This window comes from Pseudoalteromonas sp. GutCa3, from assembly GCF_002836155.1.
Lineage (GTDB): Bacteria > Pseudomonadota > Gammaproteobacteria > Enterobacterales > Alteromonadaceae > Pseudoalteromonas > Pseudoalteromonas arctica.
This window is the reverse complement of record NZ_PJBK01000022.1, coordinates 130,874-144,474: the sequence shown is the minus strand read 5'-3', so window position 1 is coordinate 144,474 and position 13,601 is coordinate 130,874. Positions and strand designations below refer to the sequence as shown.

The 13,601-nt window shown below is 37.9% G+C and carries 9 protein-coding genes; 6 read left to right on the top strand and 3 right to left on the bottom strand.

Annotation, left to right across the window (positions count from 1 at the left end; genetic code table 11):
* Positions 1-389: 389 nt before the first annotated feature.
* Both CXF64_RS04120 and CXF64_RS04115 read left to right on the top strand, forming a co-directional pair.
* Positions 390-1,916 (top strand): catalase, encoded by a 1,527-nt coding sequence (locus tag CXF64_RS04120; RefSeq protein WP_024593258.1) that lies wholly within the window; start codon positions 390-392, stop codon positions 1,914-1,916.
* A gap of 134 nt (positions 1,917-2,050) precedes the next feature.
* Complete coding sequence (locus CXF64_RS04115) at positions 2,051-2,566, top strand: ankyrin repeat domain-containing protein (protein WP_024591942.1); 516 nt, start codon at positions 2,051-2,053, stop codon at positions 2,564-2,566.
* Between the two features lie 72 nt (positions 2,567-2,638).
* Here the strand turns inward: CXF64_RS04115 and CXF64_RS04110 are convergent, their stop codons facing one another.
* Together CXF64_RS04110 and CXF64_RS04105 are read right to left on the bottom strand one after the other, a co-directional pair.
* Complete coding sequence (locus tag CXF64_RS04110) at positions 2,639-5,794, bottom strand: M1 family aminopeptidase (RefSeq protein ID WP_101216366.1); 3,156 nt, start codon at positions 5,792-5,794, stop codon at positions 2,639-2,641.
* Positions 5,788-6,651, bottom strand: coding sequence for an ABC transporter ATP-binding protein (locus CXF64_RS04105; RefSeq protein ID WP_101216365.1), 864 nt, complete (start codon positions 6,649-6,651; stop codon positions 5,788-5,790). The genes CXF64_RS04110 and CXF64_RS04105 overlap by 7 nt, the downstream gene beginning before the upstream one ends.
* 343 nt (positions 6,652-6,994) lie before the next feature.
* Here CXF64_RS04105 and CXF64_RS04100 point away from each other — a divergent pair, with 343 nt between their 5' ends.
* On the top strand, positions 6,995-8,503 hold the full coding sequence (locus CXF64_RS04100) for a sensor histidine kinase (RefSeq protein ID WP_101216364.1): 1,509 nt from the start codon (positions 6,995-6,997) through the stop codon (positions 8,501-8,503).
* On the top strand, positions 8,497-9,177 hold the full coding sequence (locus CXF64_RS04095) for a LytR/AlgR family response regulator transcription factor (protein ID WP_101216363.1): 681 nt from the start codon (positions 8,497-8,499) through the stop codon (positions 9,175-9,177). The genes CXF64_RS04100 and CXF64_RS04095 overlap by 7 nt, the downstream gene beginning before the upstream one ends.
* 124 nt (positions 9,178-9,301) lie before the next feature.
* On the opposite strand, the gene CXF64_RS04090 is transcribed toward CXF64_RS04095, so the two are convergent.
* Complete coding sequence (locus CXF64_RS04090) at positions 9,302-11,353, bottom strand: TonB-dependent receptor (RefSeq protein ID WP_101216362.1); 2,052 nt, start codon at positions 11,351-11,353, stop codon at positions 9,302-9,304.
* Positions 11,354-11,730: 377 nt separating this feature from the next.
* Between CXF64_RS04090 and CXF64_RS04080 the strand changes: the two genes are divergently transcribed.
* Together CXF64_RS04080 and CXF64_RS04075 are read left to right on the top strand one after the other, a co-directional pair.
* Positions 11,731-12,027 (top strand): hypothetical protein, encoded by a 297-nt coding sequence (locus CXF64_RS04080; RefSeq protein ID WP_101216360.1) that lies wholly within the window; start codon positions 11,731-11,733, stop codon positions 12,025-12,027.
* Positions 12,024-13,574 (top strand): PepSY-associated TM helix domain-containing protein, encoded by a 1,551-nt coding sequence (locus CXF64_RS04075; RefSeq protein ID WP_101216359.1) that lies wholly within the window; start codon positions 12,024-12,026, stop codon positions 13,572-13,574. Before CXF64_RS04080 ends, CXF64_RS04075 begins: the two co-directional genes overlap by 4 nt.
* The last annotated feature ends 27 nt before the right edge of the window (positions 13,575-13,601 follow it).

Here is a 13,601-nt window from a genome sequence, read left to right as displayed (position 1 = left end):
AAGTATAACGAGTTAAGCGCGATTAATATTGTGCAGCTTTTTAGTGCAACTCAACAATGAGCATAAGCCCACCGATTGAGCATATTCCCTTTATTGCACGAATATGTCAACACACTGTAAGTATAAAACGCACCAGCTTGGTGAAAATACACTCAGATAAAACTAAAAACCTTTGTATTTAATCAACTTTATAAAAGCATATTGCGACCAAGGTCGTAGTAAAAAAATTCCGTTAACGTAAAAAGTGCTCCTGTTAATTTATTTCATCTGTTTTACAAATCACATCAATCTAATTAATCAGTTTTACCGAAGTTAATAAAATCAATACTATCGTTAACAGATTAACAGCCTGCACCACTGCCGGCACTTTTAAATAGATGAGGTCGACAATGAATACTCAAATAAACAAAACAAAATTAACACTAACTGCACTAGCACTTGCAATGGCATTACCGGCAAGCGCAGCAACAACACTTACTAAAGATAACGGCGCAGCTGTTGGCGACAACCAAAATTCAATTACTGCAGGCGAACGTGGCAGTGTATTACTAGAAGACGTGCAACTAATTCAAAAGCTACAACGCTTTGCACGTGAGCGTATTCCTGAGCGTGTTGTGCATGCTCGTGGTACTGGCGCACACGGTGTGTTTGTAGCATCAAAAGAGCTAGACGATTTAACAATTGCAGCACCGTTTGCACAAGCAGGTAAAGAAACAGACGTATTTGTTCGCTTTTCATCTGTAATTCACTCTAAAGGTAGCCCAGAAACACTGCGTGACCCACGTGGCTTTGCAACTAAGTTTTACACAGACCAAGGTAACTGGGATTTAGTAGGTAATAACTTACCTGTGTTCTTTATTCGTGATGCAATCAAATTTCCAGACATGGTGCACTCTTTAAAGCCATCTCCGGTTGATAACATTCAAGATCCTAACCGTGTATTTGATTTTTTCTCGCATGAACCAGGTTCTACACAAATGCTAACGTGGGTTTACAGTGACTACGGTACACCAGCAAGTCTTCGTAAAATGGACGGTTGGGGTGTACATGCATACAAAATGATTAATAAATCGGGTGATGTTAAATACGTTAAGTTTCATTGGGTAAGCCAGCAAGGTATTGATAACCTTGACGCAAAAGAAGTGGCAAAAGTACAAAGTCAAAACTTTCAGCATTTAACACAAGATTTATACACTGAAATAAACAGAGGCAATTTCCCAAAATGGGATCTGTACATTAAAACGCTTGATCCGTCGCAACTTGATGACTTTGATTACAACCCGTTAGATGCAACAAAAATGTGGTTAGACATTAAAGAAACTAAAGTAGGAACAATGACCTTAAACCGTATGCCAACTAACTTCTTCCAATCTACGGAACAAGTAGCAATGGCACCGGCAAACATTATTCCAGGTATTGAGCCATCAGAAGACAGACTATTACAAGGTCGTATGTTTTCTTACGCTGATACACAAATGTACCGCCTAGGTGCTAACCACCAGCAACTGCCAATTAACCGTGCAAAAGTTGAAGTGGTTAACTACAACCAAGACGGCGCAATGAATATTGGTAACACGACAAGCAATGTGAACTACCAGCCAAGCCAAGAAAACGTAGCTGAAAACCCAATTGCACGTAGAAGTAACACAGAGCTTAAAGGCTTTGTACAACAAGCCGCGATTAAAAAGCAGCAAAACTTCGCGCAAGCAGGTGTTATATACCGTGGTTTTAGCAAACAAGAACGTACAAACCTAATTAATAACCTAGCAGGCGATTTAGGCAAAGTGCAAAACAGCAGTGTTAAACACAAAATGCTTAGCCACTTTTACAAAGCAGATAGTGAGTACGGTACACGCTTAACTAAAGCTGTAAACGGCGACCTTAAAATGGTTAAACAACTAGCCGCTAACTTGTAAGTAGCTAGTTGTAATTAACTAGCTGTAAGTAATCAGTTGTAAAAATTAGTCCCAACTAAGCAAGCAGCTATATAAGCAACCACAATTATGAGGAAGGGATAACCCCCTTCCTCTTTTTATAAGAGACAATTGTTATGCGTAATTTATTAATTATAGTCGCTCTACTACTGAGCTTTACCAGTAGCGTTTACGCTCAAAATACCCCAAGTACACAAACACCCAGTACGCAAGTTGAAAGCCAACATTCTGCAAAAACACAATACCAAAGCTTATTTGCTTATTACTTTGCCGCAGCACGTACAAACGACACCGCTGTAATAGAGCAATTTGTAGATGCTGGTATTCCTATCGACAGCTACAACAATAAAGGCTACACCGCGTTAATGATTGCTACTTACCATGGTAATAAAAACACGGTTAACACACTTTTACACTTAGGCGCTAATGCCTGTCTAGAAGATAACCGTGGCAACACAGCGCTAATGGCCGCTATTTTTAGAGGTGAATTTAGTATAGCTAAAACACTCGTATCACTTGATTGCGACAACGCGCATCAAAACAAAGCCGGTCAAACAGCCGAGCAATTTGCACAAACATTTGGTCAACAAAAAGTTATAGAGTTACTAGCGCAGGTAAATAATGCAAAATAATCTGCACGCAACAAAAAGCCCTAAAATAATAGGGCTTTTGATTTACTAAATATATGTTCAAATTAAACGTACTTACTCTAAAAACAGTGTGTTTATTAAGCTTTCTTGTTCTTTTCCAGCTTCATGTTTTAATGCTCGTATAAAATCCATAGAATTGGCGGGACTGTTTGGATAACCATGATTTTTCCAAACCAACTTGAGCGCATTAATAATGGGTTCATCCCCAATAGCAGCGCGTAGCTTAGCAAAGACAATGGTTGCTCGCGAATATTGGTCAAAGCTTTGTGTAGCATCAACCAAGGCTGTTCGCTCCTTTATGTTCATCAGCATACTTTGCTCATAGCGTGTTGTTTCATACTCAACCAGCGCTTGCATTGTCGCTTTCCCATAACGCTGCTCTATAACAACAAGCTCAATATACTTTGCCATAGACTCCACTAAAAAAGCGCTATCTGAAAATACCCCATTACCAATATCATGGCCAAACCATTGATGCGCGGTTTCATGAACTGCACGGCGATAGCGTTGATCAAAGCCTGCATTAGCGCTTGGCTTTGATCTAAAACCAACACTGTCTTCAATAAGTATAAGTTGCGGCAATGCATAACCTGTAGCACCAACACTAGGCGAGCCTATTAAACTCAATTGTTTTGCTCTATAAGGGCTTATATTATTAAGCCATTTTATTGTATCGCCCATTGCGCTAAGGTTTACAGCTATAGACTCCGCTCGTGCTGGCTCGTTTTTATCTTTAGCAAACACGTTTAATATCACGCCATTTTGCTGTTTGGTAACAGGGGAATAAGGCACCGTGACCCAAGCTGGGATTGCATTTATGGGTGTACGAGTCTCAAAATGAAATATTTCGCGGTCATCTTTGCTGGTACGTGATATTTCCTCTCCTTGGGTTATAACCTGATAACCCCTTGTTGTACTCACTTTACTCGACATAGTAAGCCACTGGTAATGAGTACTTGCTTTCGTCGTTTTAGCAAATAGCTTCGTGGGTCTAATCACCGACTTCACTTTAAGTGCGTGTTGCTGACGAAGTATAGGATCGGTTAATTCATAATTATCTTGATAGCCAACAGTCGGCAATAAAGGCACTGATCGTATATAGCTAAATTCAGGGGTTATTATCTGATGGCCTCTTACTGGCCAAAGCTTAGCTTGATGAACATCAAACCGTGTAACTAGTTTACGTATTTCTCCTGGCTGCATTTCATTCTCAAACTTAAACACAGCTTGATTAAGCAAGGGAAAGCTTTTAGCCCTTTGCGCGCCATCGATTTCAATATCGGCCCATTTATAAAAACCAGAGCGCCCAACCAATATCTCTTTAATAGGGGCTTGATGGGTGTTTTTTAAGGTATATATTAAGGAAAAATGAGCTTGCTGCTGATGCGGATAAAAGCCTACATTAGCATCAATGTGCACAATGTTTGGCTGTGCTACATTGCGCCATTGTGAGAATGCTTTTTCGTATTGTGCTTTAAATGCCTCGCGTTTATGCGAGTTGGTTAAAGGCTTCTCCTCAACCAGTCTTAAATGTAATTGAGTAAATAGTGCCACAGTGATAAGTAAAGGAATAAGTAACCAAAAATGTTTAACCCCCATTACTCTTTGGCTCAACCCGGCACCTCGGTGATTAAAAATCCCCGTAATTATAACTAAACTAATACACGCCACTAACCAAACTGATATATAAGACCAATAACTACTTATACTTGCACGATAATCCCAAAAGTTATCAGGTGCCTGCAAAGGTGTCCAACCAACACTCCACAATGTATGCGTAAGACCAAGATAAGTCATTATCGGTGTAAATTTAATCAGTAAAATAACAGCAATTAGCAAACCCGCAATAAGCTGCGAACGACACAAATTAAATACACACAAAAATACACACGCAATAATGGCAAGCACAATTGCCATCAAAAATAAAATGGTTAAATGTACTTCAAATTGATATGCACTGTGTAAAAACCACTGAGCTGCACTTGCCCCTAATAAGCTCATTGTTAAAAAAAACAATATCATAGTACCTATGACCAATAACTGACTGTTTAAAAAGTAATATGTTTTGAGCGGTGTGGCAGCTATCAGCTCAGCTATATTATAGTATTTAGCGAAACAGCTTACTTGCCAGCTCCACAAAGCCATTAATAAAGTGCCAAACAACAATTGCATATCAAATGCATAATAACTGATCGCATCAAGGCTTGTGGTGCTCATAACACTCATTGGTTCAACATAACCAGACGACGAGGCAACACTATTAAAAACTATCACCGGCCAAACAAAAATAATCAGTAAAGTAACAGGGTGTGAAACCAAATTAACCAGCGTAATTTTGTATAAACTGGCCATCATCAAAAATGGTTTTTTTGTGACTTTCGCTGTTTTATATTCAGCGGGTTCTAACGTGTTGTAACGAATGTATTCGTTAGTATTTTTACCATTTTCACTCTTTAATAATGTGTGTTTTTTATTTTTACTAAAAGTAATATAAAAAATACCAACAGCAAGCATACTCACAACAACGCGATTAATAGCAAATGAAGCTCCTAATGAATTGGTTAAACTGTTTATTACGGCTGTGTATGCAAAAGGGTCAAGCCAAACAAATAATGTATAAAATCGATTGCTTATAATACTACTTCCAGCAAGTAATGGATTTCCGGTAATACTTGCAAGCATTATGTAGCCTATCCACAACACCGCAAAAACAACATAATTGGGTAATGAAGTAGTTGATTTATGGCAAACAAAAAAGGCAACAACAACTAAAAAGCAGCTATTTGGTAACAACACTAAAAAGCTATTAAATACAGTAAAAGAAACCATATTTGGTATATAGCCCAATTGCCTTACTTGCATGTATATCATTACTAAATCACTGATTAAACTAATAATAAAAACCAAGCAAATCAGTAAGCATACTCTTGCTAAACTGCGCTTAAATAAGCTAGTTTGCGTTGCATAAATAAGCTCCTGCATTGACGCGTGCTGATCTCGTAAAAATATAACGGGCGCCAATACTCCTACAAGCACAGGTAACTGCATCATTTGTAGCATTGTAATATTTAACTTAAATTGTTTTAACGAATTAACTTCAACTGCTGCAAGCCCAGAGGACAACATAACCGAAAATATTAAAGGAATAATAATGCACAGCCAAACAAGTGGTTGGCGCACTGCATATCGCCACTCATTAAAAATTAACATGTTTGACTTCCTTTATTGAGTGCAAAAAAGTACTTGTCTTGAAGCGTAGCGGGCGAGTTTATTGCATTTTGTGCAGGCGCTGTGTCTGCATAGACACGAAATGACGCTCTACCATAGCGATGGCTCTTACTTAATACATGCTGATTCGGTATGCCCGTAGGTAAACTTTCGAGCTGCCAAATCTTACCTTCTAAAGGAACTAGTAACTCTTTTACGTCACCGCTTTGTATGAGTGCTCCTTGATCTATAATGGCCACGTAGTGACATAAATTTTCTACATCTTCAACAATATGAGTCGATAACAATACCAACCTATTTTGACTAATACTAACGAGTAAATTATTTAAACTTTCTCGTTCCACAGGATCAAGCCCAGCAGTGGGTTCATCCATAATAATTAGTTTTGGGTTACCTAACAAAGCCTGAGCCACGCCAAAACGCTGCTTCATTCCTCCCGAAAAATTAACGACCTTTTTATTAGCAAACTGAGTCAAATTGGTTAGTTCAAGTAAGCTATTAATTTGGTTTTTGCGTGCATTACCATCTATGCCTTTTAATACGGCAATATGCTCAAGTAACGCCCGACAACTCATATTGGGATACACGCCAAAATATTGTGGTAAATAACCTAGCTGCGATCTAAGCGCATCTGGTTGGCTAATCACATCAAGGCCATTAAAATTAATATGCCCGGAGTCGGCATTTTGTAAACACGCGAGTGTGCACATAAGTGTTGATTTACCCGCCCCATTTGGGCCAAGTAGACCGACCATACCGGCGGGTAGAGTGATCGTCACATCATTCAAAGCCTGCGTACCATCTGCGTATTTTTTGTTGATATTTTTCAGTGTAAGCATTAGTTTCATCCTTAATTGGTATAGCACCAGCTTAAGAAAGCAAGTCAATACAAGCGAGAAAACAATGGTTAACGTATTGAAATAAATGATGAACATAAAAAAGTAACGTTGGTCATTTAAATATGACCTTTCATCATTTAAATAAACCGCCTAGTATGCTTAAAACGGTTACTAACCCTATGAAATAAAATAATTAGTTTAAAAATAAATTATGATTGAAAAAATTTTATGGATAATATAGCGCGCTCAGCGTAGTGAATTGTGCAAAGGTAATGTTTAAAATAAAAAGACAATTTTATCTGAGCGTATCTGCTCAGAAACTATAATAAAAACGGAGTCACATATGCAGCAAGCCAATACACCAATATGGCAACGCTTTAGCATTACCCAGCTAATAATTTTTTTACCGCTAATAGCTGCTATTATGCTCGACTCTCATATACGCTTTTTGTCATCACATATGGATTCAACGAGCCAATATCTGGCTATTAATATTCAACTTTTTTTACAGTGTATTCCCTTTTTTATTGCCCATGCGTTCGCATATCGTTTATTACTTACACCCGCAATCATAGTTTGGCTGTTAGGCTTTTTAGCCTATCCATCTCTCTTGCTAGTATTTAATAACCAGCTTCTTAACTTTTCGCAATGGCAATACCTTGATGCACAATGTTGGACACTGTGCGCATCTGCAAGTGGTATATGGCTTATTACTAAACGCACTAATAAAAATAACAATGTGTTGAGTAATAAATGGCTTAAATCCTTGTTTTCACTTGATACAGTCGTGTTTATAGTACTTTTAGGTTGGGCAATAGTTACATCAAGCATACTCAATACGCACACTGATCCTATGTTAAACCAGCCTATTGAGCCTGTTATTGATGTTTATAAAGTATTCACACAGTTTGATACTTTTTTGGGTTACCTTTGGCAAATTACTGTTTGTGCCGGATTAGTATATGGAGTGTATTTATTAAATAGATATTTATTAATACGCTACGTATTAACCTATCATGGCGTATTAATATTTTTGTTTGCAAGTTTAATAAGCCTCGTTGTACTTACACCTATATTAACATCGTGCTTGCTACTGTTACCTATTAACGATTTACCCTCAGGCATTGCTAACTTAACACCAGGCGGTAATGATAATATTTTCAGCCCTGAAAATTATCAGTTCGTATTTTTGTTTTTAGCTATAAGCACACCGATTATTTTAGCGTTTGAACGACAGCAACAACACGTTCAAATTAGCAACATTGCCCAGCAACAAACAAAAACAGAGCTAATGCTACTTCAGCAGCAAATTAACCCTCATTTTTTATTTAATACATTAAACAACCTTTACGCGCTGACATTAAAAAAAGCAGATAATGCACCAGATCTTGTTATGCAATTAGCTAATTTACTGCGTTACAGTGTTTATGAAGGCCAAAAAGCACAGGTGAGTTTAGAAAAAGAAATCAATTACTTAAAAGGTTTTATTGCATTGCAGCATCTACGAAGTGCTGAGCGCTGCAACTTTGATGTGCAATGGCCTGAATATCAACAACACTATTTAATTTCGCCGCTACTGTTAATAATGATTTTAGAAAACGCGATAAAGCATGGTGTAGAGCCCACGTCACAAAAAGTAACGGTTGTGTTTAAAATCACCATGGCCGATAACATACTAACGCTATTTTCCTCTAACCCTATTCTACCTAATAACAATTCAGAGCATGGGGTGGGACTTAACAATTTACGCCGTAGGCTGACTCTTTTATATCCAAATAAGCACACATTAATTATTAATGAAAATAAAAATCTTTGGCAAACCACACTTAAATTGGAGCTGCCTGCATGTTAAACACAATAATTGTTGATGACGAGCCGCTCGCGCATGACGTTATACTTCATCATTTAAGTGCACATAAAGACATTAATATAAGCGGACAATACCTTAACGCTAAAGATGCATTATGTGCTTTAGCCACATCATCTATTGATTTGTTATTTTTAGACATAAACATGCCCGAACTATCAGGGATTGCATTACTAAAAGTGCTCGCGAATCGACCACAAGTGATTATTATTAGTGCGTATCAAGAATATGCTTTAGCCGGTTTTGAACTAGACATAACTGACTACCTACTAAAACCAGTCTCTGCGCAACGCCTTGAACAAGCACTCAATAAAGTACGGAAAAAAAGAAAACACATAACGCTAAATCCCAAGGCACCTCTGACTATTACGCTTAAAATCGATCGTGAAAAACATAAAATTCAATTAAGCGATATAGACATGTTTGAAGCGTATGGTAATTACGTAAGAGTATGGCAAGGTGAAAAATCATTACTTGCAAGCAGTACTCTCAAATACATATTGCAGGAACTTGATACTTCATTTATTCAAGTCCACAAATCTTACGTGATTAACAAAAATAAAGTTGTTGCGTTAAGTAATGAAAGCGTTCAACTAGCATCAGGCGTGTCAGTTAAAATTGGCAAGTCATTTAAACAACAAGTGCGCGACATTATTTAATTTAAGCTCGGTTAAAGTTCCCCCTTTATTTAAAAGCCCTAATGCTTTAGGGCTTTAGGGCTTTAAATTATTTTACCTTTAAAAAGTAGCGTTACAATTTCCAATTCATTATTTTAGAAGCACGTTAAAAACGATACGTTACTGAAGCACCTAACGTTTGAGGATTCACTACCGCAACATAACCCGTTGGGTAGGGACCACTTGCAGGCTCAACTGACGTAAATGCTTCTTCATCTAATGCATTATTAATAAAAGCACTCACCAACCAATGATCGCTGTTATAGCTTATTGTTGCACGCGTAATTGTGTAACCGCCAGCAACACGCTCCTCGGTGTTAGTTAAATCACCGTAGTACTCGTCTACATAATTAGCGCTCACATTTAGCTTTAAGGTATCTGTAAACCAATGCGATACCCCTAAACTTGCAGTCAGTTCTGGTGCTGAATTTAATTCATTGCCCACTGCATCAGAATAAGTAGTTGATTCATCTATTTTAGTTTTTAATAAACCCAGCCCTGCGTGTAACTGCCATTGCTCACCTAACATGCTATATGCTTCAAGCTCTAAACCATAGCTATGTGCGTCGTCAATATTAGTAATTTTCCTATCAGAACTTAATGCTTGATAACCATCAAAATTATTGTAAAAAATATTAGCACTAATATTTAAATCACCATTATTTAGTACGCTACGCGAGCCCAACTCGTACGTATTTACTGATTCTTGATCGTAGTAATAATATTCCTGCGCGGTAAAATTCAAAGCACCACCACCAGCGTTATAACCACGACGAGCACTTGCAGATAGGGTCGTATCATTGTTAATTTTATATTGAATAGCTAAGGTCGGTAGCTTTATAGTGTTAGAATTGTCTAGCTGCTCAACTAATCTACTGCCACCAAAAGCCATGTCAAAATTACGAAGTTGTTCTTCACGCTCAACTCTAAGCCCAGCGGTTAAAGTAAGCTCATTAGTTAACTTAAAGCTGGTTTCGCCATAAATTGCTTTAGAGTCACTACTATCGTCACCAAAATAATTGGTTGCACCAACGCTTTTAAAGTCTTGGTCACGGTCAAAGTAAGCAATACCAACAAAGCCTGAATAAAATTCACTATTTAAGCCAAAGTTTAACTTGCTATCAATGGTGATATTTTTTTCATCCATAGAAATATCAGACTCAGCGCTTGCCAGTGCTTCATAAGCCTCGTATCCCCATTCATAATCCATATAAGCGAGTAATATATCGAACGAAAAGTTATCATTAATTTTATAATCAATATTTACCTGAGTCGTGTCTGACTGGGTATCCATGTCACGCTGAAATAAAGGCACATAATCAAACGGTTTATCACCTTCATAATACTTACGACCCGTATTACCTTCTTCGCTATACGTTGAGTAAGTCAGCTGTACAGCTAAATCTGTTGTTGGGGTATACAGTAATTTTGCTCGCGTACTGCTGGTATTAAGGTTATTTAAGTTCTTATCTGTTGGATTGGTTTCATATATCGTTGGATTACTAAAGGTTTCACCGTTTACATATTGAGTAGACAAGCGAAATGCTAATACGTCTTCAACTAATGCCCCCGAAACAACGGCCGCTGTATCAAGGTAGCTGTCTTGATTTTTATAACCAACGCGTACAGCACCTTCAAAATCTTGTGTTGGCGCTTTAGTTGTCATATAAACAGCACCACCAATACTATTACGCCCATTACTTGTTGACTGCGGTCCACGGTATACCGCTATTTGCTCTATATCCCATAAACCGGTATCACCAGTTAAATCAGCAACAAATGGCTGACTAACCCCATCAACAAGTGTTGATACTCGCGCTTTTGAGCCACCACTAAATGAGTTAAACCCAGTTGCACCACCATTACCCGACACACCGCGCATATCTGGCACAGCGCCAGTAAGTACCACCACATTTGCCATTTCTGCCAAGGCTTCAGAAACAGAGCCTAGTTGCCCATTTTCTAATAACGAACTATCTACAACTGCAACCGATGTAATCGTATCCTTGAGTGACCTTTCGATTTTTTCGCCTGTTACAGTAATTGTATCTATTGATTCACGACTTGTTTCATCAGCAAATGCATTGCTTTGAGATAGCAGAAAAGAGCCTGTAATGATTAGTGAAAGCTTATTTAGTTTGAATGACCGCACCGCTATTATTCCCTTTTATGGATGGTTATTTTATTTTCGGAAAAATAGCACAAACATGCACTTGTTGCAATTGAGTTTAATTATCATTTAGAATGGCAATATTATTAACAAGTGTTTTTATTTATGTTGCAACTTACCCTTTCTCTTATTTTATTTACTGCTACATCCCTGTTTTATCTTAGTAACCGCCACCAACGACTACTAAGCAAACCCATTAATAAAAGCTGGCGCAAGCTCGCATTTATCCTTTTTGTTATTGCAATACCATTAGCCTTATATGCTTTTTCTAATGCGGCAGCCGTATTTTTTATCATTTTAATGATAATGCTCGCTTTAATAATAATTCCGCTCGTCAGCCTAATTAAACGCAAGGAAGTTAAATAATGTCATCTGCACAAAGGCAAAAAATAAAACCAACTTGGCTTGGAAAAAGTTTGGCGGGTTGTTTTTTAGGGCTCGCACTAGCGTTTATTCTCGTTGCTTTTTTTGCATGGTATGGAGCGGGAGGCATAGATGCGCCTGATAAAGTGCAATTTAATATGTGGATAATCCCTCTTTTATGGTTAACCATTTTTAGCTTCACATACCTGTTTAGCTCGGCAAAAAAAGCTTGGCTGACGCTTGGGGGCTTAAATGTAACGCTATATAGTTTATTTATAATTTTAAGGACTTGGCTATGAGAGTTAGAGCCGATATTTTGCGCACCTATCAAGGTCTGCATACATGGACAGGAATAATCACAGGCTTAGTCCTCTTTATAGGGTTTTATGCTGGTAGTTTAACCATGTATAAACACGAATTAGCACAGTGGGCAAAACCCGTCAGTGCACCAGTGACTAAACCATACACTAACAATTACCAAACATTAGTTGACCAAGCAATAGTTAAGTACCCTGAGCAAATGGGCAATGGCTTTTCCCTCGACTTACTAACAAATCAAGCACCGCTCTCTTGGTACAGCCAAGGAAAAGAGCGCGGTATGGCACTTAATAACCAATTACAGGCGCTACATATAAACCAGCAAAATAATCTGGTTATACAGCAACAAAGTGAGAATAAACTTGCAGATTTAATAGATTATTTGCATCGGACCGCAGGGTTTGCAGGCGAGATTGGTCACGACCAATCAGGAGTATATATACTCGGTATAGCATCTGCGCTGTACTTTTTAGCATTGGTGTCTGGCGTAATTATTTTACTACCTACGCTTGTAAAAACGTTTTTTGCAATACGAAAAGAAAAAGGTGCTAGTCGTTTTTGGCTCGACAGCCATAATTTAGTTGGGATCGCCAGCCTGCCTTTTCATTTAATTATAGCGTTTACTGTTGTTGTGTTTGCATTTCATGACCTAATTTATGATGGTCTATCAGCATTTTATGACGATAAATCCTTTTTTCAACGCCCTGCCCCAGCAGCACATAATTATCATATTGCAAATTTACCAAGTATAGATAAACAGATCCTAGCGGCAAAAAACTACGCTACAGGTTATGAGCCAATTCATATTGCGTTTAATCGTTTAAACACAAACAGTCCAACAGCAACATTAAAAATGAGTAATAGCAGCGCTGTCGTTCGCGGACCTGATACTGACTACTTATTTTTACATCCTTATACATTAGAAGTACTTAACTCAAGCTATCCGCAAGGAGATGAGGGTATTTGGGGTAATATAGTAGGAAGTTTCTTTTCACTTCACTTTGGTACTTATGGAGGTGAATGGGGGCGTTGGGGGTATTTTATTATGGGACTGCTTGGCGCATTCTTATTTTATTCTGGTAACTTATTGTGGTTAGACAAACGCTTTAAAAAAGATCCAAACAAACGAAGCACACGATTTATGGCAAATTTAACAATTGGTGTGTGTGTAGGTTCAATAATTGCCGTGGTTGCCACGTTATTGCAAGCTAAATGGACAAACCTATATATAGAGAACGCAAATTACAGTTACCTTTATAGTTACTATTTGGTATTTTTTGTTTTTGTTGCTTATACCTTTTTTAAAGGAACTCACCACGCTAGCTATTGGGGCTTAATCGGCATTGCATTTTTATCTGCTAGTATGGGAGTTTCAACACTTGTACAGGCTTTATTAGCTGATGATTTTTTTAAATATTATCAAAGCGGTATTGTTGATATTAGCGCTGCAGTATTTGCGTTAATATTTTATTATTGTGCAAAAAAAGTTAGATACAAATCAGCAAGCTATGCCGTTATGCCTGCATAGTTGCCACAAACTTAATGAGGCGTATTG

Excerpts from the sequence above, each read along its gene's own strand:
- CXF64_RS04120 (WP_024593258.1), top strand. The coding sequence starts at position 390 with ATGAATACTCAAATAAACAAAACAAAATTAACACTAACTGCACTAGCA.
- CXF64_RS04115 (WP_024591942.1), top strand. The coding sequence starts at position 2,051 with ATGCGTAATTTATTAATTATAGTCGCTCTACTACTGAGCTTTACCAGT.
- CXF64_RS04110 (WP_101216366.1), bottom strand. The coding sequence starts at position 5,794 with ATGTTAATTTTTAATGAGTGGCGATATGCAGTGCGCCAACCACTTGTT.
- CXF64_RS04105 (WP_101216365.1), bottom strand. The coding sequence starts at position 6,651 with ATGCTTACACTGAAAAATATCAACAAAAAATACGCAGATGGTACGCAG.
- CXF64_RS04100 (WP_101216364.1), top strand. The coding sequence starts at position 6,995 with ATGCAGCAAGCCAATACACCAATATGGCAACGCTTTAGCATTACCCAG.
- CXF64_RS04095 (WP_101216363.1), top strand. The coding sequence starts at position 8,497 with ATGTTAAACACAATAATTGTTGATGACGAGCCGCTCGCGCATGACGTT.
- CXF64_RS04080 (WP_101216360.1), top strand. The coding sequence starts at position 11,731 with ATGTCATCTGCACAAAGGCAAAAAATAAAACCAACTTGGCTTGGAAAA.
- CXF64_RS04075 (WP_101216359.1), top strand. The coding sequence starts at position 12,024 with ATGAGAGTTAGAGCCGATATTTTGCGCACCTATCAAGGTCTGCATACA.